Source organism: Shinella sp. M27 (assembly GCF_049199905.1).
In the GTDB taxonomy this organism is placed as follows: Bacteria; Pseudomonadota; Alphaproteobacteria; order Rhizobiales; family Rhizobiaceae; genus Shinella.
In genome coordinates this window covers 98,037-121,559 of sequence record NZ_JBLZPK010000024.1, presented here as the reverse complement: position 1 = coordinate 121,559, position 23,523 = coordinate 98,037, and the positions used below count along the sequence as shown (strand labels likewise).

Genomic DNA, 23,523 nt, shown 5'->3' with positions numbered 1-23,523 from the left:
CTCCTCAGGCTTTCGTCTGGCCGGCATAGACCGGCAGGGTGATGCAGGCGACATTGCCGCCGCCGAGCAGGATTTCACGGGAATTCTCGATGCCGGTGATGCGGTGCTCGGGGAAGAGTTCGGCGAGCTTGGCCTTGGCGGCAAGGTCGAGCTTCTCGTCGTCGAACTGCGGCACGACAACGGCGGAATTGCCGGGATAATAGTTGATATAGGTGGCCGCGATGCGGTTGCCGGCGGGACGTGCCCAGGTGCTGTCGACCTGATCGACGCTTTCGGCCTCCTCGGCCGTCATCTCGATCGGGCGCGGATGCAGGATGCGGTGCACCTCCAGCGACCGGCCGCGCGCATCGCGGGCCGAGCGCAGCACGTCCTCCACCTCGCGCACGATCTCGTATTGCGGATCGTCGCGGTCTTCCGTCCAGCTCATCGCCACGACACCGGGCCGCACGAAGCAGCAGACGTCGTCGACATGGCCGTCCGTCTCGTCGAAGCAGAAGCCACGCGGCAGCCAGATGACGTGTTCGAGGCCGAGATAGTCCGAAAGCTGCTTTTCCACCTCGGCCTTGCCGAGGTGACCGTTGCGGTTGCGGTTCAGCAGGCACTGTTCCGTGGTGATCAGCGTGCCCTGCCCGTCGCATTGCAGGCCGCCGCCCTCGGCGATCAGCTTCGAGCGGTAGCGGTCCATATTCTCGGTTTCCAGCACCTTGCGGGCGGCGAGGTCGTCGAGGTTCCACGGCGCATAGAGGCCGCCGTCATTGCCGCCATAGGCGTTGAAGGTCCAGTCGACGCCGCGCACCGCGCCGTGGTCGTTGATGACGAAGTTCGGGCCGCTGTCGCGCAGCCAGGAATCGTCCGTCGACATTTCGACGAGGCGCACGTTCTCCGGCAGCATGGCGCGAGCGTTGAGCCACTGGCGCGACGAGACGGCGATGGTGACCGGCTCACTCTCGGCAATCGCCGCCGCGACCCGCGCAAACAGTTTCTGCGCCGGCTTGGCGCCGAGCCGCCAGGTATCGGGCCGTTCCGGCCAGATCAGCCAGCAGCCGGCCTTCGGCTCGAATTCTCCCGGCGCGCGAAAACCATCGGTCTTCGGCGTGCTTTGAAGCGTGCGTACCATGTGTCCCCCAGATGAAAAATCTAGGGGGATTAAGGCAAGCACAGCCCATTCGGGTCAATGTCCCATTTGGGATGGGCGATCAGTCCTCGAAGACCATCAGCGTATCGCCGGCCTGAAGATAATCGCCTTCCTTGACGCTGAGGCGCAGACGGCCGGCCTTGGGGGCGAGCATCTGCGTCTCCATCTTCATCGCCTCCATGACGGCGACCAGCTCACCCTCGGCAACCATCGCGCCATCGGCGATCTTGAAGGCCTGCAACGTGCCCGAGACCGGAGCCACGATGCCATCCTCGGCGGCCGGCTTGCCGCTGCCGACGGTGACGCCGCCATGCCCAACTGCGCCGAGACCGGCAAGAAGCAGACTCGGCAACGCCAGCGACACGCGCTTGCCGTCGATTTCGAGATGGGTGCGGATCAGCGTCGGGTCGGAAGCGGGCTCCGGCCGAGCCATAGCCTCCGGCATGGCGGCGAAGTCGGTCTCGATCCAGCGGGTGTGCACCTTGAAGCCATCGGTCCCGATGAAATCCTCGGTGTCGATGGCAGCGCGGTGGAACGGCAGGACGGTCGCGACACCCTCGATACGGAATTCCTTCAGCGCCCGGCGGGCACGGCGCAGCGCCTCCTCGCGGGTGGCGCCGGTCACGACGAGCTTGGCCATCAGCGAATCGAAGACGCCGGGAATGGTGGAGCCGGTGACGACGCCGCTGTCCAGGCGCACACCGGGGCCGGAGGGCGGCTCGAAGGCGGTGATCGCACCCGGCGTCGGCAGGAAGCCGCGGCCGGGGTCTTCGGCATTGATGCGGAACTCGATGGAGTGGCCGCGCGGCGCGGGCGTTTCGAGGAGCGTCAGACGCTGGCCCTCGGCGACGCGGAACTGCTCGATGACGAGGTCGATGCCCGTCGTCTCCTCGGTGACGGGATGCTCCACCTGCAGGCGCGTGTTGACCTCGAGGAAGGAGATCGTGCCGTCGACGCCGAGCAGGAACTCCACCGTGCCGGCACCGGAATAGCCGGCCGCCGAACAGATCGCCTTGGCGGCGGCGTGGATCCGCTCGCGCTGTTCGGGCGAGAGGAAGGGTGCCGGCGCCTCCTCGATGAGCTTCTGGTTGCGGCGCTGCGCCGAGCAATCGCGGGTGCCGAGAACCAGCACATTACCGTGCTTGTCGGCGATGACCTGCGCCTCGATATGGCGCGGACGATCGAGGAAACGCTCAAGGAAACATTCGCCGCGGCCGAAGGCAACGGTCGCCTCGCGCACGGCGGACTCGTAGAGATCGGCGACCTCCTCCATTTTCCAGGCGACCTTGATGCCGCGTCCGCCGCCGCCATGCGCGGCCTTGATGGCAACCGGCAGGCCATGTTGTTCCGCAAAGGCGATCACTTCCGCCGCCGAAGACACCGGACCGTCGCTGCCGGCCACCAACGGTGCCCCGACGCTCTGCGCGATGCGCCGCGCCTCGACCTTGTCGCCAAGCGCCACGATGACGTCGGGATCGGGGCCGATCCAGGTCAGGCCGGCCTCCTGCACCGCCTTGGCGAACCGGGCGTTTTCCGACAGAAAGCCGTAGCCGGGATGCACGGCATCCGCACCGGAGCGTTTGGCGACAGCGATCAGCTTGTCGATATCGAGATAGGTTTCCGCTGGGCGCACGCCGTCAAGTCCGTAGGCTTCGTCAGCCAGGCGCACGAAGAGCGCATCGGCATCCGGATCGACATAGACGGCGACGGATTGCAGCCCGTAATCCCGGCAGGCGCGCAGGATGCGCACGGCGATTTCACCACGATTGGCAATCAGCACTTTCTTCATGGCGCTCTCCTAGCGGCTTGCGGCGATATCGGCGAAGGGGCCGATCGGGCGGAAACGGATCTTTGCGTTGATGGGGATCTGGCCGGCCAGATCGAGATGATATTCGGCGACCGCGCCGATGACGGGATAACCGCCGGTCAACGGATGGTCGGCGAGGAAGAGCACCGGCTGGCCGCTGTGCGGCACCTGGATCGCACCCGTCGCCGTGCCTTCGCTCGGCAATTCGGCGCTATCCCTGCGCTCCAGCGGTACCTCTCCGGCAAGGCGGATGCCGACGCGGCTCGATTGCGGCGTGACCTGCCAGAGCTGGCTCGTCAGCGTTTCCAGCCCCTTCTGCGTGAACCAATCCGTGCGCGGGCCAAGCACCACGTCGAGCGTCACCACGTCGCTTGCGGACGGCGCGTCGAAGGCCGGGATTTCATCGGTGGAGACGCTGGCAAGCCCCTCGTTGCGACCCTTCAGCGCCAGCACCGTTCCCGATGTGACCGGCTCCGGGCCGACGACGGCAAGCGTATCGGTCGCCGCGCTGCCAAGAACCGGGGCAATGTCGAAACCGCCGCGCACGGCGAGATAGGACCGCATGCCGGTCTTCGGATGGCCGATGGTGACGACGTCGCCGGCTTCCAGCGCAATCGGGTGCCAGGTCTGAAAATCCCGATTGCGGCCGGAAGTATCGCGCACCGTCACCGGACAGGGTGCACCGGCAAGTCCGATCACTGCGCGCCCGTTGCTCTCGAAGGAGAAGCCGCCGAGGGTCAGTTCAAGGGCCGGCGTGTTGGCCGGATTGCCGACGATGCGGTTTGCCGCATTGAAGGCGCCACGATCAAGCGCACCGGAGGCGGAGACGCCCTGCCCGGTCTGGCCGAAGCGGCCGAGATCCTGAAAGACCGCAGGCATCGGCGCGGCGAGCACCTTGAACTGTGGATCGTCGGCTGCGACAGCGCACTTCGCGCGGGCGGCCGGCTCGGGGATGCTGACGGGCTTGCCCGCCTTCGCCATGTCGAAAAAGCGCACGCGGTAGCCGGGCTGGAACAGCGCGCCGGGATCGCGGTCGATATCCCACATCTTGACGGGCGTGGTGCCGATAATCTGCCAACCGCCGGGGCTCGCCTGCGGATAGACGCCGCTGAAGGCGCCGGCCAGCGCCACGGAACCGGCCGGAATGCGAGTGCGCGGGCTTTTGCGGCGCGGCACATGCAGCGCGGCATCGCCGCCGACGAGATAGCCGAAGCCCGGCGCGAAGCCGCAGAAGGCGACGGTGAATTCGCTTTCGGTGTGGCGGCGGATGACCTCTTCGACGCTGAGGCCGGTCAGATCAGCGACGTCGCCAAGGTCCTCGCCGTCATAGCGCACGGGGATTTCCACTAGATGCTCAGAGGGCGCGATCTTCGCCGAAAGATCGCGGGTGGCGATGCCTGCCGCGATATCCGAAGATGAGACTTTTTCCGGGCGGAAGCGGATCATCAGCGTGCGGGCGGCCGGCACCATTTCTTCGATGCCGTCGATCGGATCAGCCTGCAAGGAGGCGAAAAGGGCAAGCGTCTCGTCGAGATCGACAAGCTCGACGAGGATGGTGGTCAGGCTGACGGGTAGAAAACGCATCGAACCCTCACGCGTGATAGGCGGAATCGGGAATATCGGTGATGAACATGTAGCCCGGCGCATGGGTGATGGCGAAGGGCACGCCCGAAGCCATCACGGCCGCCTGCGGGGTGACGCCGCAGGCCCAGAACACCGGCACTTCGCCGGGCTCGATGCGCACCGCATCGCCGAAATCGGGCTTCGCGAGATCGGCGATGCCGATGTCTTCGGGCGAACCGACATGCACAGGCGCGCCATGCACTGCGGGAAAGCGGCCGGAAATCGTGGCGGCATCGGCAACGCGCGAGGCCGGGATCGGCCGCATGGAGACCACCATGTTGCCCTTCAACCGGCCCGCCGGACGGCAGGCCGTGCTGGTCAGGTACATCGGCACATTGCTCTTGTCCGTCATGTGGCGGATCTCGATGCCCGCCTCGACCATCGGTGTCTCGAAGGTGAAGGAGCAGCCGATCAGGAAGGCGACGAGGTCGTCACGCTCCGCCCAGGCGGCGGTGGCGTCAGGCGTTTCCTCGGCAAGCTTGCCGTCGCGCCAGATGCGGTAGAGCGGCAGGTCGGTGCGCAGGTCCGCACCGGGCGCCAGAAGCGTCGTCGGCGAGCCCGGATCGGAGACGTCGAGCACCGGGCAGGGTTTCGGATTGCGCTGCGCATAGAGCAGGAAATCGAAGGCCCAGTCGCGCGGCAGCACGATCATGTTGGCCTGGGTGAAGCCCGGCGCGATGCCCGAGGTGGGCGCGACGAACCCACTTCTATAAGTAGTCCTCGCCCGGTGAGCGGCTGAAGCATCAACGTGGTCGAGATAGTCGGTCGGAAGCGTCATGGCCGCACCTCACGCCTTGTCGGCGAAGGAGCGGATGGCGATGCCTTCCGCCTCGAAGCGGCGGCGGATTTCCTGGGCGATGGCAACGGCACCGGGGCTGTCGCCATGCACGCAGATCGATTGCGCCTCGATGCGGATCGTGCTGCCGTCGATGGCTTCGAGCGTGCCCTCGCGGGCGAGCTGCACCATGCGGTCGGCGATCGTCTTCTCGTCATGCAGCACGGAGCCGGCTTCACGACGGGAAACGAGTTCGCCCTTCGGCGTGTAGGCGCGGTCGGCAAAGGCCTCCGCGACCACGGCAAGACCGGACTTGCGGGCGAGATCGAGGATGGGCGCATTGGCAAGGCCCATCAGGATCAGCGAGGAATCCACCGCCTTGATGCCATCGATGACCGCCTGCCCCTGTTTCGCATCATAGGCGATGCGGTTGTAGAGCGCGCCGTGCGGCTTGACGTAGCGCACCACCGTACCGGCGGCGGCCGCGACGCCCTTGATCGCGCCGATCTGGTAGATGACGTCGGCGATCAGCTCCTCGGGCGTGGCGTCGAGATCGCGGCGGCCGAAGCCGACGCGGTCGGGATAGGAAACATGGGCGCCGATGACGACGCCGTTTGCAGCCGCCGCCTTCACCGTGCGGAAAATGCCGGCCGGATCACCGGCATGGAAACCGCAGGCAATGTTGGCGGAGGAGACGACGGCAAGCATCGCCGCGTCGTCACCCATGCGCCAGGCGCCATAGCTTTCGCCGAGATCGCTGTTGAGGTCGATCGCTGTCATTGTTTCCTCCCTCTTCTTTTAGAGACCCAGCAGTCCGAAGATCGTGCCGGCCGACTTGTAGCCCATATACCATGTGAGCGCGCAGACCAGGGCGCCGAGCACCAGCAGCCAGCGCGGATAACGATAGCCGCCCATCAGGTCCTCGCGCTTCCATGCGGCGAAGAGGAAGATGCTGAGGCCGATCGGCAGGATGAGACCGTTGAGGCCGCCGACGAAGACCAGCATGGCAGCGGGCGGCGTGGTCATCAGCAGGTAGGAGATGAGCGAGATGGCAATGAAGACCACGGTCGCGAGATTGCGGGCTCGCTCGCTGATATCCTGCTTGAAGACCGTGATGAAGGAGACGGACGTATAGGCCGCACCGATGACGCTGGTGATGGCGGCGGCCCAGAAGATGATGCCGAAGAGGCGCAGGCCGAAATCGCCGGAGGCTGCCTGGAAGGCCTGTGCGGCGGGGTTTGCCGCCTGACTTGCCGTATCGATGACCACGCCGCTGGCAACGACGCCCAGAATGGCGAGGAAGAGCACATAGCGCATCAGGCCGGTGACGGCGATGCCGGTCAGCGCGGCGCGGGTAACGGCCGGCAGGTGCTCCTGGCCGACCATGCCGCGGTCAAGCAGGCGGTGCGCGCCGGAATAGGTGATATAGCCGCCGACCGTGCCGCCGACGATGGTGGTGATCGTGGCGAAATCGATCGTATCGGGCAGGAAAGTCTGGAACAGCGCGTCACCGACCGGCGGGCCGGAGACGAAGGCGACATAGAGCGTCAGAACGATCATCAGGATACCGGCGAAGATGATGAAGCGGTCGACGGCAAGACCCGCGCGCTTGGACAGAAAGATGCCGATCGAAAAGACGGCGCTGATCGCCCCGCCGATCTTCGGATCCAGCCCGAAGACGGCATTGAGGCCGAGACCGGTACCGCCGATATTGCCGATATTGAAGAACAGGCCACCGACGATGACGAGAATGGCGAGCAGGTAGCCCGAACCGGGGATCGCCGCGTTGGCGACATCGGAGGCGCGCATGCGCGTCAGCGTCACGATGCGCCAGATGTTGAGCTGCACCACGAAATCGATGATGATGGAAGCGAGGATACCGAAAGCGAAGGCGGCACCGAGTTTCGTCGTGAATGTCGCCGTCTGGGTGATGAAACCGGGACCGATGGCGCTGGTCGCCATCAGGAAGATCGCGGCGACAAGCGCCGAGCGATAGGATTTGACGGTTTCGAGGCCCTGCGCGACCACGCTCTGGCCCGCAGGTGCTGCTGCATTCCGTTCCATGAGATTTCTCCGCTCTCACGCACCCGCCCCTCGCGGATGTTTCATGCCCAAATGATGGACTGCTACACAAAAATGTCAATATTGTTCAACAATATTTCTATATCGTTCCTTATTATCGCCGCTTTACCAATCACATAGCACGGGATTCGCCACAATTTTCGGCGCCACCGCCCCCGCATTCATGCTAAGGGCAGAGGGGAAAGAGGGTCACCGGGCATCATCTGCCCGGGCGGGGAGAAGAGCATGACGGAAGACGGAGAAGGCCTGCCGCTGGCGGACCGGTTGGCGCGGCACATTCGCACGCTCCTGATTTCAGGCGAGCTTTCGCCCGGCCAGCGTCTGTCGGAAGCCGCCTTCAGCGAACGCTTCGACGTCTCGCGCAATTCGCTGCGCGAAGCCTTCCGCCTGCTCACCAAGGACGGGCTCTTGCGCCACGAGGCCAACCGCGGCGTCTTCGTCACCGTGCCCTCCATGGCCTCGGTCATCGACATCTACCGGGTGCGGCGCATGCTTGAATGCGGCGCGCTGCGCCAGGCCTGGCAGCAGCATCCGGCAATCCGCGTGATGCGCGAAGCCGTCGCTAACGGGCAGAAAAAGCGCGATGCGGGCGACTGGGTCGGCGTCGGTAGTGCCAACATGATCTTCCACGCCGCCATCATCGACCTTTCGGACAGCGCGCGGCTCACCGAATTCTACGAGCGCATCTCGGCGGAACTGCGCCTGTGCTTCGGGCTCCTCAACGATCCCGAGCACCTGCATTCGCCCTTCGTCGACATGAACGACGCGATCGTCACCCTTCTGGAGCAAGGCAAGCCGGCGGAGGCGGCCGCCCAGATGGAGACCTATCTCAACCTCGCCGAACGCACGATGCTGAAGGCGCTTGAGCGCGCCGAGCAGGCTTAGAGCAATTCCAGCAAAAGTGCGAAGCGGTTTTGCGTCCGGAATTGCGTAAAACAAGAAGCTGGATCGTTTCTGCGCTTCGAAGAAACGCCAAAACGATCTAGGCGACGTCGGCGCGACGCAAGGGGATAACCGTGCCCGAAGCGTCCGGCAGAAAGGGCTCCGGCCGGCCGAGGAAATAGCCTTGGGCGTAGTCGACGCCGATGGTGCGCAGCGCGGTAAGAATATCGGCATTCTCCACGAACTCGGCGATCGTTTTGCGGCCGGCGAGGTGCGAGATCTGGTTGATCATCTCGACCGTCATCCAGTCTGCCTTGTCCGTCAGCATATCGCGCACGAAGCTGCCGTCGATCTTCACATAATCCACCGGCAGGCGCTTCAGGTAGGTGAGCGACGACATGCCGACGCCGAAATCGTCGAGCGCGAAGCGGCAGCCCATGGCACGCATGGCGTTCATGAAGGCGATGGCCTCGTCCAGATTCTCGATGGCGCTGGTCTCGGTGATCTCGAAGCAGAGCACATTGGCCGGCACGCGGCTGCGGCGCAACATCTCGCGCAGGAAAGGCAGGAACGTGTCGTCCTTCAGCGTCAGGCCGCTGAGATTGATCGAATAGGTGCCGGACGCGGCCCCCATCCGCCGACCGATGATATCGAGCGCGTGGCGCACCACCCAGCGGTCGAGGGCCGGCATCAGGCCGAAACGCTCGGCCGCCGGAATGAAGGCGCCGGGGGCAAGAAGCTTGCCCTCCTCTTCCAGCCGCAGCAGGATTTCGCAATGTTCGGCCGGCGCGCCGCTGCCGTCGATCGTCGCGATTTCCTGGGAGAACAGCCGGAAACTGTCTTCCTCCAGCGCGCGGTGCAGGCGCTGCACCCAGTTGAGATTGGCGGTGAACTGGGTCTGCGCCGCGTCCGTCGTCTCGAAGACATGCACGCGGTTGCGGCCCTTTTCCTTGGCCATGTAGCAGGCGATATCGGCCGCCCTCAGCGCCTCCTGCAGCGTATAACTGCGGCCGCCGAGATGGACGACGCCGATGCTGGCGCTGATCGAATAGCGATGACCGTTCCAGACAAAATCGATCGCCTCGGCAATCTCGCGCAGCCTGAGACCAATGCGCAGCGCATCTTCCGGCGCGCAGTTCGGCAGAACGATGCCGAACTCGTCGCCACCCAGACGGGCCAGCAGGTCCGTGCCGCGGATCGCCTTGTCGAGATCGTGTGAGATGCGGCGCAGCAGCGCGTCGCCGGCCGCATGTCCCCCGTTGTCGTTGACGGCCTTGAACTGGTCGAGATCGATGAACATCAGCGCATGACGGCTGCCGGGTTCCTCCAGCGCGCGTGCAAGCCGCTCCTCGAAGAGCCGCCGGTTCGGCAGGCCTGTGAGGTCGTCATGGTTGGCATTGTGAGAGAGCTGCTCCTCGATATCGCGGCGATGCGCAAGAAAACTGTTGAGCCGCCATACGGTCAAAAGAATGAAGACGAGCGCCATGACGGCGTTGCTGACGAAAAGCACGGTCTGTACCTGCCGCGTGCCCTCCCCCAGCCGGTCGGAGAAGCGCTTCGTCAGGGGCGTCACCAGCGCATTGATCTCGTCGAGCTGGCGGATGATATCGCGCCGGTCGGCCTCGTTGATGTGGCGGGACGTATCGATCCCCTCGCCGATCGGCAGCAGCTGCATCAACACGCCTTCGGCGGTGCGCCAGTCGCGAATGCAGGCTTCCATGACCGGCAGCCAGCGGAAATAGCGGAACAGCCAGATGATGTTCGGAATGTCGTCGGGATGGTTGCCGCCGGCCAGGAAGCCCTCGAAGGCTGCACCGACATCGGGCTGATCCGCCTCGAGCGCCAGCCGCGCCGCGCGGTCGCCCATCGGTATCGCCATCGCCTGGTGATAGCGCGCGACGAAGGAGCGGTTGCCGGATTCGGCATAGCGGTTGAGATAGTAGAGCGCGTCATGCTGGCCTTTCGACCAGAGACTTTCGCCGCTGACGAAGGCCCGCAGCGACGACGTGACCTGTAGGCTGAATGTGGCAAGCGCCGTCTGGAGAAGGACGATGAGGACGAAAGGCCAGGCGACGGCGATGAGGCGCAGCGTGGTTCTGGGGGCTTGTGTCATACACAACCCCGGTTCTGCGGATCGCCGGCTGCCGTGGCGCAGGTCGTCTGCCTTTGCCTTGTCCCGTTCGCCCTCGTCTTGCCCACCCGTCTCATATGCGCATCCTTGCCCGTGATATCGCCCGGAAATCCGGACATCGCACCATCACGTCGGCAGCAGGGATTGGAGCATAAGAGCGTAATGAAAATGCTAATGCAACCATTAGATTGCAGTTTATCGCTCCATTCAGGACGCGTCATTTTCGGACAATCCCAAATGCAGGCAAAAAAAATGGGCCAGCGAAATCGCGGCCCATTGAAGTGTGAAGGTTAAAAACCTCCAGAGGGGAACAGCTGACGCGGCGGCACTGGGAGGAAAACCGCCATGTGCATCAACTGCGTGCACTATGCCCACTTTTTGACCGCTTGGAAAACATTTATTGTGCAATGCAGCTATGCAAATGCCGCGCTGCTCCGGGCAGGATTTCGCGACTGGCTCACCGCAGATTTTTCATCGGACGATGTCGCAAGACGGCCGGACCGTGCGTCCTTGGCGAAAGCGGGAGGAGAAACCGATGCCGAAGACCGACGACGACCTCATCTCTTTCGAACGGGACGGTGCGCCGCTGCTGCCGGTGCCTCGGGTGGAAGGCCATGTCGAAAACGACGGCGCGCGGATCTGGCATGCCGCCTTCGGCGCCGGGCCGGCTGTCATTCTGCTGCACGGCGGCCTCGGCCATGCCGGGAACTGGGGTAACCAGGTGCCCGCACTTGTCGCGGCGGGCAGGACGGTGGTCGTCATCGACAGCCGCGGCCACGGGCGCAGCACCCGCGATGCGGAGCCGTTTAGCTATGTCCGCATGGCCGGCGACGTGCTGGCGGTAATGGATCATCTTAAAATCGACAAGGCCAGCCTCGTCGGCTGGAGCGACGGCGCCTGCACGGCGCTGATCCTCGCCGACCGGCATCCGGAGCGCGTCAGCGGCGTCTTTTTCTTTGCCTGCAACATGGACCCGAGCGGCACGCTCGATTTCCAGCCGACACCCTTGCTCGACCGCTGTTTCCACCGGCACCGGCTGGACTATCAGGCCGTGTCCGCGACGCCCGATGCCTTCGACAGCTTTGTCGCGGACGTTTCCCGGATGATGCAGACCGAGCCGAACTACACCGCAGCGGACCTTGCCGGGATCACGGTTCCCGTCGCCATCGTGCTCGGCGAACACGACGAGTTCATCCGGCCAGAACACGCCGCCTATCTCTCGGCAACCATCCCGCAGGCCACACTGACCACCCTGCCCGGCGTCAGCCATTTCGCACCGCTGCAACGGCCGACATTGTTCAACGCCGCCGTCTTGCGCTTCCTCGACCGGATCAGGGACTAAGCCCGCGCCAGCATCGCTTCGGCCGCCTTCTCCGCGATCATGATCACGGGCGAATTGGTGTTGCCGGAAACGATGGTCGGCATGATCGAGGCATCGACGACCCGCAGCCGGTCGAGCCCGTGCACACGCAGCTTCGCATCCACCACCGCCATCGGGTCGCTGCCCATCTTGCAGGTGCCGACGGGGTGGAAGATCGTCGTGGCGATATCGCCGGCGCGGCGGATCAGCTCCTCCTCGCTCTGGTACTCGCGGCCGGGCAGCATTTCCTGCGGGCGGAATTGCGCGATCGCCCTGGCCTGCATGAGGCTGCGGGCATGGCGGATGGATTTGGCCGCCAGCAGCCTGTCGCCCGGCGTCGAGAGATAGTTGGGCCGGATTTCGGGCGGCAGCGCCACATTGGGCGCCGTCACATGCACCGTGCCGCGGCTTTCGGGCCTCAGATTGCAGACCGAAACCGTCACCGCCGGATAGCGGTGCAGCGGCTCGCCGAGCCGGTCGGTGCTGAGCGGCTGGACATGGTATTCGAGATCGGCCGTGGCGACGGCCGGGTCGCTCTTGGCGAAGATGCCGAGCTGGCTCGGCGCCATGGAGAGCGGGCCGGAGCGGCGAAACGCATATTGCAGCCCCATGCCGGCGCGGCTGAAGAGGTTGTGATAGAGCTGATTCAGCGTGCGCGCGCCCTCGATCTTGAACACCGTGCGGATCTGCAAGTGGTCCTGCAGATTCTCGCCGACGCCCTTCAACTCGTGCTGCACGGAAATGCCGAGATCGGACAGCAGGTCCGACCGCCCGACACCCGAGAGTTCCAGAATTTTCGGCGAGTTGATCGCCCCGGCCGACAGCGCAACCTCACGCGAAGCGCGGGCAATACAGAGCCGGCCGTTGAGGCGGAAACGCACGCCCGTCACCGTCTTGCCGTCGAATTCCAGCCGTTCCGTCTCGGCACCAGTCAGGACGCGCAGGTTCGGGCGCTTCATCGCCGGGCGGAGAAACGCCTTTGTCGTGTTCCACCGCACGCCGCCGCGCTGGTTGACCTCGAAATAGCCGGAGCCCTCGTTGTCGCCGTCGTTGAAATCGTCGGTCTTTCGGATGCCGAGTTCTTCCGCCGCATCGCGAAAGGCATCGAGGATCGGCCAGGAGAGGCGCTGGCGCTCGACGCGCCATTCGCCGCCGGCGCCATGCATTTCCGACCGGCCGCGATAATTGTCTTCCGATTTCACGAAATAGGGCAGCACGTCGTCCCAGCCCCAGCCGGCATTGCCCGCCTGCCGCCAGCCGTCATAATCGGCCGCCTGGCCGCGCATATAGATCATGCCGTTGATCGACGAGCAGCCGCCCAAAACCTTGCCGCGCGGATAGTTGAGCGCCCGGCCGTTGAGGCCAGCCTCCGATGCCGTCTTCATCATCCAGTCGGTGCGCGGATTGCCCATGCAGAAGAGATAGCCGATCGGCACATGAACCCAGTGATAGCGGTCCGACCCGCCCGCCTCCAGCAGAAGCACGCGGTTCTTCGGATCAGCCGAAAGGCGGTTGGCCAGCACGCAACCCGCCGAACCGGCACCCACAACGATAAAATCGTAAGTGCCCTCGTCAGCAGGCGTTTCATTGACAGGATGGTTCACGCCGCAACTCCCGTTGCCATGTTTTCCGAAGCCGCCAGCCGCCGCCACAGCGGCGTCATCGCTTCGGCAATGTCCGTGTAGAGCGCGTAGCGCCGTGCATAGTGTGCGGCAAGGCCGGCATTCGGCCTGTAGTGCCGCTCCGTCCGCACCATGGCCTCGGCCCCTTCAGTGAAATCGGCGAAGAGGCCGACGCCCGTGCCGGCCGCAATCGCCGCACCCAGCGCACCCGTCTCCCGCGACGCCGCAACCGAGACCGGCACGCCGAGTACATCCGCAAAGATCTGCGGCCAGAGCTTGCTGCGCGAACCACCGCCCGACAGCACCGCCTCCTCGAAGGTCGCGCCCGCCTTGCGGATCGTCTCGACATGCTGGCGATGGCCGAAGGCGACACCCTCCAGCAGGGCGCGGATCAGGTGGCCCTTGGTGTGCCAGCCGGCCATGCCGTAGAAGCCCGCCCTTGCATGGCCATCCTGCTGGGCGCCGTAGAGATAGGGATGGTAGAGCGGATCGTCCGCCGCAGGCTCCACGGCTGCCGCAAGCGCACAGCAGGCATCGAAGGGCGAGACGTCGGCATGGTGGTCGCCCTCGAAGAACTCCCGCACCAGCCATTCGAGATTGGCGGCCGAGGTGGCGCTGTTTTCCATCGCCATGTAGCGGCTGCGATCAAAGGTGGAGGACATGAAGACCGGGCCTTTCAGGTCAGGGCCGTCGATGATCACCTGGTTGATGCTCCACGTGCCGGCAATGATCGAGGCGCTGCCCGTGCGTGAAACGCCCGAGCCGAGCGCCGAGGCGACGACATCGAACAGGCCGCCGATGACGGGCGTGCCGGCGGCAAGCCCGGTTTCTGCCGCAACGGCCTCCGTCACATGCCCGGCAATGTCGGCACTTTCGATGAGCGGCGGCAGGAGGTCCATGCAATCGCCGAGACCATAGGCCTCCATTAGCGTCCTGTCATAACGCCGGGCCGCCAGGTCGAGCAGCCCGGCACCGGACATGTCCGAAACCTCGCTGACACGCTGGCCCGTCAGGCGGTTCACCACGAAATCCTTGGAATAGAACACCGTGCCGATGCGCTTGAAGACATCGGGCCTGAAGCGTTTCAGCCAGGCGAGCAGCGTCGGCGTCTGGGCCGGCCAGGGGCGTTGGCGGGCGATCGGATAGGTGCGATCGCCGACCCCTTCGGCCAGCCATTCCTCGACCAGACCGGTGGCGCGTGTATCGATCGACTGGATGCCGATCAGCGGCGCGCCATCCCGGTCGAGCGCATAGAGCCCGTTGCCATGGCCGGCGCAGCCGATCGCGGCGATATCACCAGCGGCGATGCCCGCCTTGTCGAGGCAGGTGCGGATGACGCGCCGGGCGTTCGCCCAGAGTTCACCGAGGTCACGCTCGACATGGCCGGGGCACGGCATGCGGCTGTGCCCCTCCTCCCCCGCGTGGGCGATCTCGCGGCCCGCAAGGTCGAAGATGACAGCCTTGATGACCGTGTTGCCCGCATCGAGCCCCAGAAGATATTTTTGCATGCAGAACCCCTCCCAGGTTCAGTTCACTCGCGCGATTGCGGGACATCGCCTCGTGGATGTCCCGCAATCGTCAGGCATCTCATCCCTGCCGATAGAGCGCGTAGGCCTCCTCGCCGCTCGCGTCCCTGTGGATGATCGCCATCAGCCCGCGCACCACGGCGCTCGGATTGGCGTGCTGGTAGATGTTGCGCCCATAGACCATGCCCATTGCGCCCTGCTGCATCAAGGCGGCAGATTTCGCAAAGACCGCGGAAAGGTCTTCCTTACCGCCGCCGCGCACCAGAACCGGGCAGCGCGCCGCCTCGACGACACGATGGAAATCCTCGGCATTGGTGGTCGGGTCGGCCTTGACGATATCGGCGCCCATCTCGCGGGCAAGCCGCGTCAGCGTGACGATCTTGTCCGCGTCGCCATCGACCATGTAGCCGCCGCGCTCGGTGACGGGCTGCATGACGAGAGGCTCGATCATCAGAGGCATGCCGTATTTCTCGCAATCGGCGCGCACGCGCGCGATGTTCTGCACGCATTGGCGGAAGAGGTCCGGCTCGTCCGGCAGCATGAAGAGGTTCACGACCACGCAGGCCGCATCCATCTGGAGCGCGCCGATCAGCGGCTCGGCCTCGTTCTGCAGCACGGCCCACATGGCGCGGTGACGGATACGGTTATAGGGATTGCCCATGTCGATGCGCATGACCAGCGCCGGTTTGTCCTTGCCGGGAAGGTCCTGCAACAGGTCAGCCTGGCCGTAGTTCATCTGGATGGCATCCGGCCCGGCCTCGACCAGCGCCTTCACCACAGCCGGAACATTCTCCAGCCCGTCGAGGAAGGACGGCTCGTTGCAGACGCCATGATCGATCGCCACGTCAAGGCAGCGTCCGTTGCCGAACAGCCGGTTCATCCGGACTTTGCGGTTGTCTCGCATACTTCACTCCTGTGTTCATTCCGTGCGGAAAGGGTTTGTTCGGTGACGCCGTGGCGTTCACCCATGAGATCGAGAAAACGGCTGCGCTCTTCGGCTGTCCTTTGCGCAGACCAGCCTTTTTCGGCGGCCAGCAAGTCAAGCACGGCCTCGGCCATGGCAAGTGACAGATCGCCCGAGATCGCCAGCGTCGTGCGGCGCAGCAGCACATCGTCCAGATGCTCGGCCGCCTCGGCGCGGATGAGATATTGCAACTCCCGTGCGCTGTAGAGCGCGTGCGGCAGCGGGTGGTCTGGTTTCGCCGCGATGAAACGGGCGATGTCCGCAGCCTCTGTGCCATAGCGCTCGAACAACACCGTGACACGTGCGGCGGAAAGGCCCGTCGATGCGGCAAGCTCACGAATCCAGCTCACCGGGTCTTTCGGGAAGACGCGCCCGCCGCCGATCGCCCGTTCCGCCGTATCGACACGGCGCTTCATGTCCAGCTGGTCCAGCGCCATGTCGGCGGCGAGTTCGCCGAAGGAGCGGAAGGTCGTCCACTTGCCGCCGATCATGCACAGCACCGGCGGCCCGCCATTCTGGCCGTCCAGCATCGTGCAGAAATGATCGCGCGGGATGCGGCCGGTAAAGCTGTCCTTGCTCGCCGGCAGCGGGCGCACGCCGGCGAACTGGAAGACGACCTCCTCCGGCCGGATCTTTGCGCCCGGCAGCACGAAGGCGAGCGATTGCAGGATGTAGTCACGCTCGTCCGCCTCGCAGCGCACCGTGCCGGGATCGTCGACGCGGATGTCCGTCGAGCCGACCAGTACCTTGCCGAGATAGGGGAACAGGATGCAGATGCGTCCGTCCTCGTTCTCGTAATAGATCATGTGGCCGTCGAGCGTGTCTCGCAGCGCGGGATTGTCGATGATGAGGTGCGAGCCCTTGGTGCCGCCCATCAGCGGCGCCGGCCGTCCCTCGTCCGCAAACAGCGTGCCGTTGGCAATGTCGATCCAGCCGCCGGTGGCATTGATGATCAGCCGCGGCTGGACTGGCAGCACTTCGCCGGAGAGGCCATCGCGCAAAAGATAGCCGCTGCCGCTGGCCTCCACGGTCGCGTAGTTCAGCGCCCCAGCATTCGGGCCGGCAGACAGGCCGTCGCGCAACAACTCGATGCCGATGCGCTCGGGATGGCTGACCCAGGCGTCGTAATAGGTCGCGGAATTGCGAATCGACGGATTGAGCGCCGGCCATTTCGAGAGCGTTGCTCTGCGGCTGCGGAACTCGTGTTTCGGCATCAGCGCGCGCTTGCGCGTCAGGAAATCGTAGATGCCGAGGCCCGCCTTGATGGCAATGGCGCCGCGCCGGCTCGGGCGACGGGTGAGGCCAAGGAAACGCACCACGCCATTGGCGAGGCCGGAGAAGGTGTCGAAGATCGGCACCGTGGTCGGCAGCGGCGCGACATAGTGTGGTGCGTTGCGCAGCAGCCGGTCGCGCTCGACGAGCGATTCCTTGACCAGGCTGAACTCGCCGTTTTCCAGATAGCGCAGCCCGCCATGAACCATGCGCGAGAGCGCCGCACTCGCGCCGGAGCAATAATCCGCCTTCTCGACGAGCAGCACGTTGACGCCCTGCAGCGCCAGCTCGCGGAAAACGCTGAGCCCGTTGATGCCGCCGCCGAGGACGCACACGTCCACCTTCGGGCTCTGGCGGAGCCCGTGCAATGTCTCTGTCCGGTTCATGATGACAGTCCGTTATCCGTCCATACTGGCCAATTTTGCCGCGATACCGGCGTCGATGGCCGCAAGATCGTCCTTGTCGAGCCGAAGCGTTCCGGCCCGTGCATTGTCGAGCGCTTGCGCCGGGTTTCGAGCGCCGCAGAGCGCGAAAGTCACGCCCGGCTGCGCCAGCGTCCAGGCGATCACCACCTGCGCAATGCTGGCGCCATGCCGTTCCGCCACGGGGCGGATCGCGTCGGAGAAATCCTTCGCCTTCTGCCGGTTGGCGACGGAAAAGCGCGGATTGTCCTTGCGCTGGTCGTCGCCGGCGAAAATGCGGTCCGGGCCGATTGTGCCGGAGAGCAGGCCGAGCGCCAGCGAGGAATAGCTGAGCGTCGCCACGCCGTTTTGAAGGGTGAGCGGCAGCAGGTCCGCCTCGATCTCGCGATCGATCATGCTGAACCGCTCCTGGATCGCGTCGAGCGATCCGGTCTGGATGTATCTCTCGAGTTCCGACCTGTTGACGTTGCTGGCGCCGATCGCCCGGATCTTTCCGGCCTGTTTCAGCTCCTCCAGCGCCGCGACAGTCTCCTCGATGGGCGTCGTCGGGTCCTGCCAGTGGGTGATGTAGAGATCGATATAGTCAGTGCCGAGCCGGCGCAGGCTTTCCTCGACCTCGTGGATGATCCCGTCCCGGCCGAGATAGCGGTGGACAGGCTTGCCTTCCTGATCGAAGAAATGGTTGCCCTTCTGCGTATGCCAGACAAGGCCGCATTTCGTGGCAATGACAGCCTTGTCGCGCCGCCCTGCAAGGGCCTTGCCGACGATCTCCTCCGAGCGGCCGAGGCCATAGGCGGGCGCGGTGTCGATCAGCGTCACGCCGGCCTCGAGCGAGGCCTGGATGGCGGCGATGGATTGCGCCTCGTCCGTGCCGCCCCACATCCAGCCGCCAATGGCCCAGGTGCCGAGGCCGACGGCGGAGGCTTTGACGCCGGAACGTCCGATCGGACGGGTCAATTGTTCGCCGCTCATGTAGAAAATCCTTCTTCGGATGCCAGTTCGAGAATGCGCGCGCCCGTCGCCTCGTCGGTGACGAGCGTGTCGAGATGGTTGCCGCGCAGCACGCTGAGGATCGAGCCGGCCTTGTTGAGACCGCTGGCCACGCCGATCTTCATCGGGATGGATTCGAATTCCGTCAGCGTCAGCGAGACGAGCGCGCGGTTGAGGGAGTAGTCGCAGACCCGGCCCTCGCCATCGAGCAGATGGGCGAGCAGTTCGGCGCTCGCGCCGGACTGTTCGATGGCGTTGCGGTCCTCGCTGGAGGAGGGATGCAGGTCATAATAGGTCGAATCCTGGCTGAGGATCGAGCCGATGCCCACCACCGCGACCTTGGCCTCGCGGGCCCGCTGAAAAACATCGGCGACGGAGCGCATGTTGATCAGCATCGCGCGCTGCGCGGCATCGTCGGCAAAGAGCGGCGCGTGGATCTGCCAGGAGCGGCCGCCCAGCCGGTCGGCCATCAGCGTCGAGACGTGGTTGACGTCGGTATAGTGTTTTCCCTGCACGCAGCCGGTCGCGGGAATGACCTCGACATCGTAGCGGCGCGCGGCCTGCAAACCGGCGACGACGGCGCTGACACCCTTGCCGCCAGTGATGCAGATCGTGTCGCCATCGGCGATCTCTTCGAGAAGCAAGCGTGCGGCCGCCTCCCCCACCGCCAGAAGCGCGGTCTGCGGATTGTCCGAGACGGTCGGCACCACCACGGCGCGGCTGATGCCGCCGAGCGCGAGCAGCCGCTCCTCCAGATCGACCAGCGGCTCCATCGGCGACTTGATCTTGATCTCGACCAGACCGAGCTGGCGACCGCGCTTGATGAGGCGGTTGACGGTGGCGTGCGACAGGCCGAGCTGGTCGGCGATCTGCGCCTGTGTCAGGCCTTCCAGGAAGTGCAGGACAAGCGCCTGGTGCATCTGGCGAGCGATGACGATCTCTTCGCGCGGCGCTGATGTCTTAGGTTTCAGTTTGGCGATCGGCATGTCAGCTGGCCTTCCGCTTGTGCATGAAATGATCGATGGAGACGGCGGCGAGCAGAATGCAGCCCTTGATCATATCCTGCCAATAGACCGACACATTGAGCAGGATGAGCGACGAGGTGACGAGCGAGAGCAGCGCCATGCCGAGGATGGCGCCGAGGACCGTGCCCGAGCCGCCGCTGAGCGAGGCCCCGCCGATGACCGCGGCTGCGATGATGTTCAGCTCCATGCCGGCGCCGAAGGTCGGCGTGGCAGCCCCGAAGCGGGACATGTAAATGACGCCTGCGACACCGGCGAGCGTGGAGCACAGCACCGTCACCCAGAATTTCACCTGGTTGGTCTTGATGCCCGAATAGAGCGCCGCCTTCTCGTTGCTGCCGGTGTAGAAGACCTTGCGGAAGGCGGTTGCCCGGCGCAGCAGGAAATCGAACAGGACGACGACCGCGACGAAGATCAGGATGACATAGGGAATGCCGTAGAAGGTGCCTTGCCCGACTTGCTTGAAAGCCGCCGGCAACGTGAAGAGCGAGAGCGGCGTGCCCTTGGTGATGATGAGGCAGAGGCCGCGCACGATCACCATGGCCGCCAGCGACGTGATGAAATGGTTGAGACCGACGACTGTGACGAAGAAGCCCATGATGCCGCCGATGGCGCTCGAGGCGAGGATGCCGATCAGCGAGGCCGTCCAGGGATCGAGCCCGGCGAGGAAGAGCGATCCCGACAGCACCATCGCGAAGCAGACGACGGAGCCGACGGCAAGATCGATGCCGCCGACGATGAGCAGGATCGTCATGCCGACGACGACGATGCCTTCGACGGAGAAGCTCATCAGCATGGCGCGGAAATTGCCGAGCGTCAGGAAGTGCGGCGAGGCGAAACTCATGATGATGCCGAGCGCCAGAATGATCGCGATCAGCCCGGCCTCGCGCATCGAGCCGATACGCTTGAAGGACGATGTTTTCGGCGCCGTACCCGCCATCGTGTCGATTGCCATTTCCCGCTCTCCCAGTTTCTTCTCACGCGGCATGATCGGCCGCCCTTGCCGCGCCGAGCCCGGAGGCCAGACGGATCACGGCTTCTTCCGACATTGCATCGGCCCCCAATTCGCCTGCAATGCGTCCCTCCCGGACGACCAGCACACGATCGCAAAGGCCGAGCAGTTCCGGCATTTCCGAGGATATGACGACGATGCCGATGCCCGAGCGCGCGAGATCGCGCAGCAGGCGGTGAATTTCGGTCTTGGCACCGACATCGATGCCGCGCGTCGGTTCATCCATCAGGATGACCTTCGGGTTGACGGCCAACTGCTTGGCGATCGCCACCTTCTGCTGGTTGCCACCCGACAGCGATTTGACCGGCGCTTCGACACCGCTCATGCGCACGGCGAGCCGTTTGGCAAAATCCTCCGCCAGCGTCGCCTCGGCGCGGCCGTTCAAGAGGCCGGCGGCATTGGTCAGCGGCTTCAGGTCTAGCACGGAAATGTTCTGGGCGATGGACATGTCGAGAAACACGCCGGAGCCCTTGCGGTCTTCCGAGAGATAGACGACGCCCGCTTTCACGGCGTCTGAATAGGAATGGATTTTTTGCGTCTCGCCATGCAGCCGCACCGCACCCGTGGTGCGTGGGCGAAGGCCGCAGATGCCTTCGGCGATCTCCGTGCGGCCCGAGCCGATCAGGCCACCGATGCCGAGGATTTCCCCCTTGCGCAGGCCGAAACTGACATCGTGGAAGCGCGTGCCGTCGCCGATGCCGTCGACTTCCAGAATGGTCTCGCCGGAGGCTTCATCGGCACCGAGCTTGTCTGGATAAAGCTGCGTGATCTCGCGGCCCACCATGCGGCGCACCACGTCGTCGGGCGTGACGTCGGCAATACGGTCTGTGCAGACGTAACGGCCATCGCGGAACACGGTCACGCGGTCGCAGAGCGAAAAAATCTCGGCCATGCGATGGCTGATATAGATGATCGAGATGCCGTTCGCCTTGAGGTCGCGGATAATGGAAAAGAGCTGCTGCGCCTCGGTTTCGGTCAGCGCCGCGGTCGGTTCGTCGAGGATCAGCACGCGGCAGTCGAGCGTCAGCGCCTTGGCGATCTCGACGAGCTGCTGGCTGGAAATCGGCAGGTCCGCGACCTTGCGGCGAACATCGATGGCGGCGAGACGGTTCATCACGGCCTGCGCATCGCGCTCCAGCGCGCGGTAATTCATGAAGGGCGAGCGGCGGCGGTTGGTGGCCGCCATGAACATGTTTTCGGCGACCGTCGCATCCGGGCAGAGCGCGATTTCCTGATGCACCAGGCCGATGCCAAGCGACTGGGCGACGGCGGGGGAGCTGATGCGCACCGGCTGGCCATCGACGCGGATTTCACCCTCGGTCGGCTGCAGCACGCCGGCGATGATGTTCATCAGCGTTGACTTACCGGCGCCGTTTTCGCCGCAGAGCGCATGGACCTCGCCGCGTTCGAGCGTGAAGCCGACATCCGTCAACGCCTTCACCGCCCCGAAATGCTTTGTCACGCCATGAATGGTGAGCACCGGCTCCGCCATCGTCTTCCTCCCTCTCCTTTCGAGACCATCCGCGCCGCGAGGCGCGGATGGTATTCGCTTGGGAGATTACTCCTCGATACCCTTGGTGCCGCGGCGCTTCAGGTACTTGTCCCAGTAGAAATCGTCGGCGTTTTCGGCCGTGACGATCGACAGGCCGTTGTCGACGACCGGAATGCTCATGGGGTTGAAGCCCGAGCGCTTGGCGTCGTTCATCGGGTCGATGAGTTCCGGGTGCTTGGCGAGCCACAGCAGCATGAAGCCCATATAGCCCTGCATGCCCTGATTCGGGTTGATCGAGCCGAAGACTTCGCCGGCCTTGATCATGTCGAGGATATTGGCGTTGACGTCGGCGCACATGACGAGGACCTTGCCGCCGGCTTCCTTGTTGGCCTGTGCCGCGCCGATCGCCGAGTTGGCTTCCGGCATGAAGACCGCGCCGAGATTCGGATTGGCCTGGATGAGGCTCGACAGACCCTGATAGGCCTTGGTCGGATCCTGATTGGAGGCCGCGCGGCCGACGAGCTTCATGTCCGGCCACTTCTCTTCCATGCGGGCGATGAAGGCAGCGATGCGCTTGTCGTGATTGTCCTGGCCGGGGTTTTCGAGGACCGCATATTCGCCCTTGCCGCCCATCTTCTCCGCGATTGCATCGGCGGCATAGGAGCCTTCGCGGGTATTGTCCGAGGTGATGAACGAGACGCGCTTGGAGAGCGGCGAGTCGGCGGCAAACGTCACGACGGCCGTGCCCTGGTCGATGGCGCGGTTGATCGGCTCGATGAACGGATCGGAGTTCATCGGATGCACGAGAATGCCGGCTGGGTTCTGCGCCAGCGCCTGGTCGAAGGTGGCGATCTGCTTGTTGACGTCATATTCCGGCGTGCCGGTATATTCGGTCTCGCAGCCCAGCTGCTGGCCGGCCTGCTTGAACATTTCATAGACCGGGAACCAGTATTCGACGCCCGATACCATGACGTTCATGACGTATTTCTCGCCCGGCTTGCAGCGGAACGGATTTTCCGTTTCAGCAGCGGCAGCGCCGGCAAAAAGCGTGGTCGCAAGGACCGCCATGGCGGTCGTCGTGAAAAAAGTGCGCAAGTGTCCTCCTCGGGGCGCAAAGCCCCACCCAAAAAGCCCGTGGGCGTCGGTTTCGACGCCGCTGATCTCAGTGAAGACCGGGCTTCCTCCTCGAAGTCCGGTATGAGCACCTAAACGCAGGATGCATTGCGTGTCAATATAATTCACACAATGAAATATATTTCAGATTGTAGGGATGAAATCAAGGTCGCCAGCTGAAATATCTTTCACGGGCGACGATAGAAGGCAAGAACGCTCCGAAGATATGACGCGTTGGAAAATGCCGCCCATAGGCCGCCAGACGCAAATCTCGCTTCAGCGAGCCCCCTTTC

At 64.5% G+C, this 23,523-nt stretch carries 18 protein-coding genes; 2 read left to right on the top strand and 16 right to left on the bottom strand.

The features are described 5' to 3' along the window. Positions 1 to 4: 4 nt before the first annotated feature. From aguA to ACOZK4_RS09455, 6 genes are all read right to left on the bottom strand, one after another. Positions 5 to 1,117: an agmatine deiminase gene (aguA, locus tag ACOZK4_RS09480; RefSeq protein ID WP_421591679.1), complete on the bottom strand. Its 1,113-nt coding sequence runs from the start codon at positions 1,115 to 1,117 to the stop codon at positions 5 to 7. A gap of 79 nt (positions 1,118 to 1,196) precedes the next feature. Next, entirely contained in the window at positions 1,197 to 2,924 is a 1,728-nt protein-coding gene (locus ACOZK4_RS09475; RefSeq protein WP_421591678.1) for an acetyl/propionyl/methylcrotonyl-CoA carboxylase subunit alpha, read from the bottom strand. Between the two features lie 9 nt (positions 2,925 to 2,933). Continuing rightward, positions 2,934 to 4,526: a 5-oxoprolinase/urea amidolyase family protein gene (locus tag ACOZK4_RS09470; RefSeq protein WP_421591677.1), complete on the bottom strand. Its 1,593-nt coding sequence runs from the start codon at positions 4,524 to 4,526 to the stop codon at positions 2,934 to 2,936. Between the two features lie 7 nt (positions 4,527 to 4,533). After that, positions 4,534 to 5,343 (bottom strand): putative hydro-lyase, encoded by an 810-nt coding sequence (locus ACOZK4_RS09465; RefSeq protein ID WP_421591676.1) that lies wholly within the window; start codon positions 5,341 to 5,343, stop codon positions 4,534 to 4,536. A gap of 9 nt (positions 5,344 to 5,352) precedes the next feature. Further along, the gene (locus tag ACOZK4_RS09460) at positions 5,353 to 6,120 is read right to left on the bottom strand and encodes a LamB/YcsF family protein (protein ID WP_421591675.1); all 768 of its coding nucleotides are present in this window, start codon (positions 6,118 to 6,120) and stop codon (positions 5,353 to 5,355) included. Between the two features lie 18 nt (positions 6,121 to 6,138). Continuing rightward, on the bottom strand, positions 6,139 to 7,404 hold the full coding sequence (locus tag ACOZK4_RS09455; RefSeq protein ID WP_421591674.1) for an NRAMP family divalent metal transporter: 1,266 nt from the start codon (positions 7,402 to 7,404) through the stop codon (positions 6,139 to 6,141). 243 nt (positions 7,405 to 7,647) lie between these two features. Here ACOZK4_RS09455 and ACOZK4_RS09450 point away from each other — a divergent pair, with 243 nt between their 5' ends. Beyond that, positions 7,648 to 8,307 (top strand): GntR family transcriptional regulator, encoded by a 660-nt coding sequence (locus ACOZK4_RS09450; protein WP_421591673.1) that lies wholly within the window; start codon positions 7,648 to 7,650, stop codon positions 8,305 to 8,307. A gap of 97 nt (positions 8,308 to 8,404) precedes the next feature. Here ACOZK4_RS09450 and ACOZK4_RS09445 read toward each other — a convergent pair whose 3' ends face one another. Continuing rightward, positions 8,405 to 10,417: a putative bifunctional diguanylate cyclase/phosphodiesterase gene (locus ACOZK4_RS09445; protein ID WP_421591672.1), complete on the bottom strand. Its 2,013-nt coding sequence runs from the start codon at positions 10,415 to 10,417 to the stop codon at positions 8,405 to 8,407. Between the two features lie 553 nt (positions 10,418 to 10,970). Here ACOZK4_RS09445 and ACOZK4_RS09440 point away from each other — a divergent pair. Continuing rightward, positions 10,971 to 11,777, top strand: coding sequence for an alpha/beta fold hydrolase (locus ACOZK4_RS09440; protein WP_421591671.1), 807 nt, complete (start codon positions 10,971 to 10,973; stop codon positions 11,775 to 11,777). Here the strand turns inward: ACOZK4_RS09440 and ACOZK4_RS09435 are convergent. From ACOZK4_RS09435 to ACOZK4_RS09395, 9 genes are all read right to left on the bottom strand, one after another. Beyond that, complete coding sequence (locus ACOZK4_RS09435) at positions 11,774 to 13,399, bottom strand: GMC family oxidoreductase (RefSeq protein WP_421591670.1); 1,626 nt, start codon at positions 13,397 to 13,399, stop codon at positions 11,774 to 11,776. The two genes, ACOZK4_RS09440 and ACOZK4_RS09435, sit on opposite strands and share 4 nt — an antisense overlap. Then, positions 13,396 to 14,925 carry an FGGY-family carbohydrate kinase gene (locus ACOZK4_RS09430; protein WP_421591669.1) on the bottom strand — a complete coding sequence of 510 codons (1,530 nt, stop codon included), beginning with the start codon at positions 14,923 to 14,925 and terminating at the stop codon, positions 13,396 to 13,398. Before ACOZK4_RS09430 ends, ACOZK4_RS09435 begins: the two co-directional genes overlap by 4 nt. Before the next feature lie 79 nt (positions 14,926 to 15,004). Then, positions 15,005 to 15,847 carry a class I fructose-bisphosphate aldolase gene (locus ACOZK4_RS09425; protein WP_421591668.1) on the bottom strand — a complete coding sequence of 281 codons (843 nt, stop codon included), beginning with the start codon at positions 15,845 to 15,847 and terminating at the stop codon, positions 15,005 to 15,007. Next, on the bottom strand, positions 15,820 to 17,565 hold the full coding sequence (locus tag ACOZK4_RS09420; RefSeq protein ID WP_421591667.1) for a glycerol-3-phosphate dehydrogenase/oxidase: 1,746 nt from the start codon (positions 17,563 to 17,565) through the stop codon (positions 15,820 to 15,822). The genes ACOZK4_RS09425 and ACOZK4_RS09420 overlap by 28 nt, the downstream gene beginning before the upstream one ends. A 12-nt stretch (positions 17,566 to 17,577) precedes the next feature. After that, entirely contained in the window at positions 17,578 to 18,573 is a 996-nt protein-coding gene (locus ACOZK4_RS09415; RefSeq protein ID WP_421591666.1) for an aldo/keto reductase, read from the bottom strand. Beyond that, a complete protein-coding gene (locus tag ACOZK4_RS09410; protein ID WP_421591665.1) occupies positions 18,570 to 19,577 on the bottom strand; it encodes a sugar-binding transcriptional regulator in 1,008 nt (335 codons plus the stop codon). Before ACOZK4_RS09410 ends, ACOZK4_RS09415 begins: the two co-directional genes overlap by 4 nt. A gap of 1 nt (position 19,578) precedes the next feature. After that, complete coding sequence (locus ACOZK4_RS09405; protein WP_421591664.1) at positions 19,579 to 20,568, bottom strand: ABC transporter permease; 990 nt, start codon at positions 20,566 to 20,568, stop codon at positions 19,579 to 19,581. Between the two features lie 22 nt (positions 20,569 to 20,590). Next, positions 20,591 to 22,117, bottom strand: a complete 1,527-nt coding sequence (locus ACOZK4_RS09400) for a sugar ABC transporter ATP-binding protein (protein ID WP_421591663.1) — start codon at positions 22,115 to 22,117, stop codon at positions 20,591 to 20,593. Positions 22,118 to 22,183: 66 nt separating this feature from the next. Then, the gene (locus ACOZK4_RS09395) at positions 22,184 to 23,212 is read right to left on the bottom strand and encodes a substrate-binding domain-containing protein (RefSeq protein WP_421591662.1); all 1,029 of its coding nucleotides are present in this window, start codon (positions 23,210 to 23,212) and stop codon (positions 22,184 to 22,186) included. Between the last annotated feature and the right edge of the window lie 311 nt (positions 23,213 to 23,523).

Excerpts from the sequence above, each read along its gene's own strand:
- aguA (WP_421591679.1), bottom strand. The coding sequence starts at position 1,117 with ATGGTACGCACGCTTCAAAGCACGCCGAAGACCGATGGTTTTCGCGCG.
- ACOZK4_RS09475 (WP_421591678.1), bottom strand. The coding sequence starts at position 2,924 with ATGAAGAAAGTGCTGATTGCCAATCGTGGTGAAATCGCCGTGCGCATC.
- ACOZK4_RS09470 (WP_421591677.1), bottom strand. The coding sequence starts at position 4,526 with ATGCGTTTTCTACCCGTCAGCCTGACCACCATCCTCGTCGAGCTTGTC.
- ACOZK4_RS09465 (WP_421591676.1), bottom strand. The coding sequence starts at position 5,343 with ATGACGCTTCCGACCGACTATCTCGACCACGTTGATGCTTCAGCCGCT.
- ACOZK4_RS09460 (WP_421591675.1), bottom strand. The coding sequence starts at position 6,120 with ATGACAGCGATCGACCTCAACAGCGATCTCGGCGAAAGCTATGGCGCC.
- ACOZK4_RS09455 (WP_421591674.1), bottom strand. The coding sequence starts at position 7,404 with ATGGAACGGAATGCAGCAGCACCTGCGGGCCAGAGCGTGGTCGCGCAG.
- ACOZK4_RS09450 (WP_421591673.1), top strand. The coding sequence starts at position 7,648 with ATGACGGAAGACGGAGAAGGCCTGCCGCTGGCGGACCGGTTGGCGCGG.
- ACOZK4_RS09445 (WP_421591672.1), bottom strand. The coding sequence starts at position 10,417 with ATGACACAAGCCCCCAGAACCACGCTGCGCCTCATCGCCGTCGCCTGG.
- ACOZK4_RS09440 (WP_421591671.1), top strand. The coding sequence starts at position 10,971 with ATGCCGAAGACCGACGACGACCTCATCTCTTTCGAACGGGACGGTGCG.
- ACOZK4_RS09430 (WP_421591669.1), bottom strand. The coding sequence starts at position 14,925 with ATGCAAAAATATCTTCTGGGGCTCGATGCGGGCAACACGGTCATCAAG.
- ACOZK4_RS09425 (WP_421591668.1), bottom strand. The coding sequence starts at position 15,847 with ATGCGAGACAACCGCAAAGTCCGGATGAACCGGCTGTTCGGCAACGGA.
- ACOZK4_RS09420 (WP_421591667.1), bottom strand. The coding sequence starts at position 17,565 with ATGAACCGGACAGAGACATTGCACGGGCTCCGCCAGAGCCCGAAGGTG.
- ACOZK4_RS09415 (WP_421591666.1), bottom strand. The coding sequence starts at position 18,573 with ATGAGCGGCGAACAATTGACCCGTCCGATCGGACGTTCCGGCGTCAAA.
- ACOZK4_RS09410 (WP_421591665.1), bottom strand. The coding sequence starts at position 19,577 with ATGCCGATCGCCAAACTGAAACCTAAGACATCAGCGCCGCGCGAAGAG.
- ACOZK4_RS09405 (WP_421591664.1), bottom strand. The coding sequence starts at position 20,568 with ATGGCAATCGACACGATGGCGGGTACGGCGCCGAAAACATCGTCCTTC.
- ACOZK4_RS09400 (WP_421591663.1), bottom strand. The coding sequence starts at position 22,117 with ATGGCGGAGCCGGTGCTCACCATTCATGGCGTGACAAAGCATTTCGGG.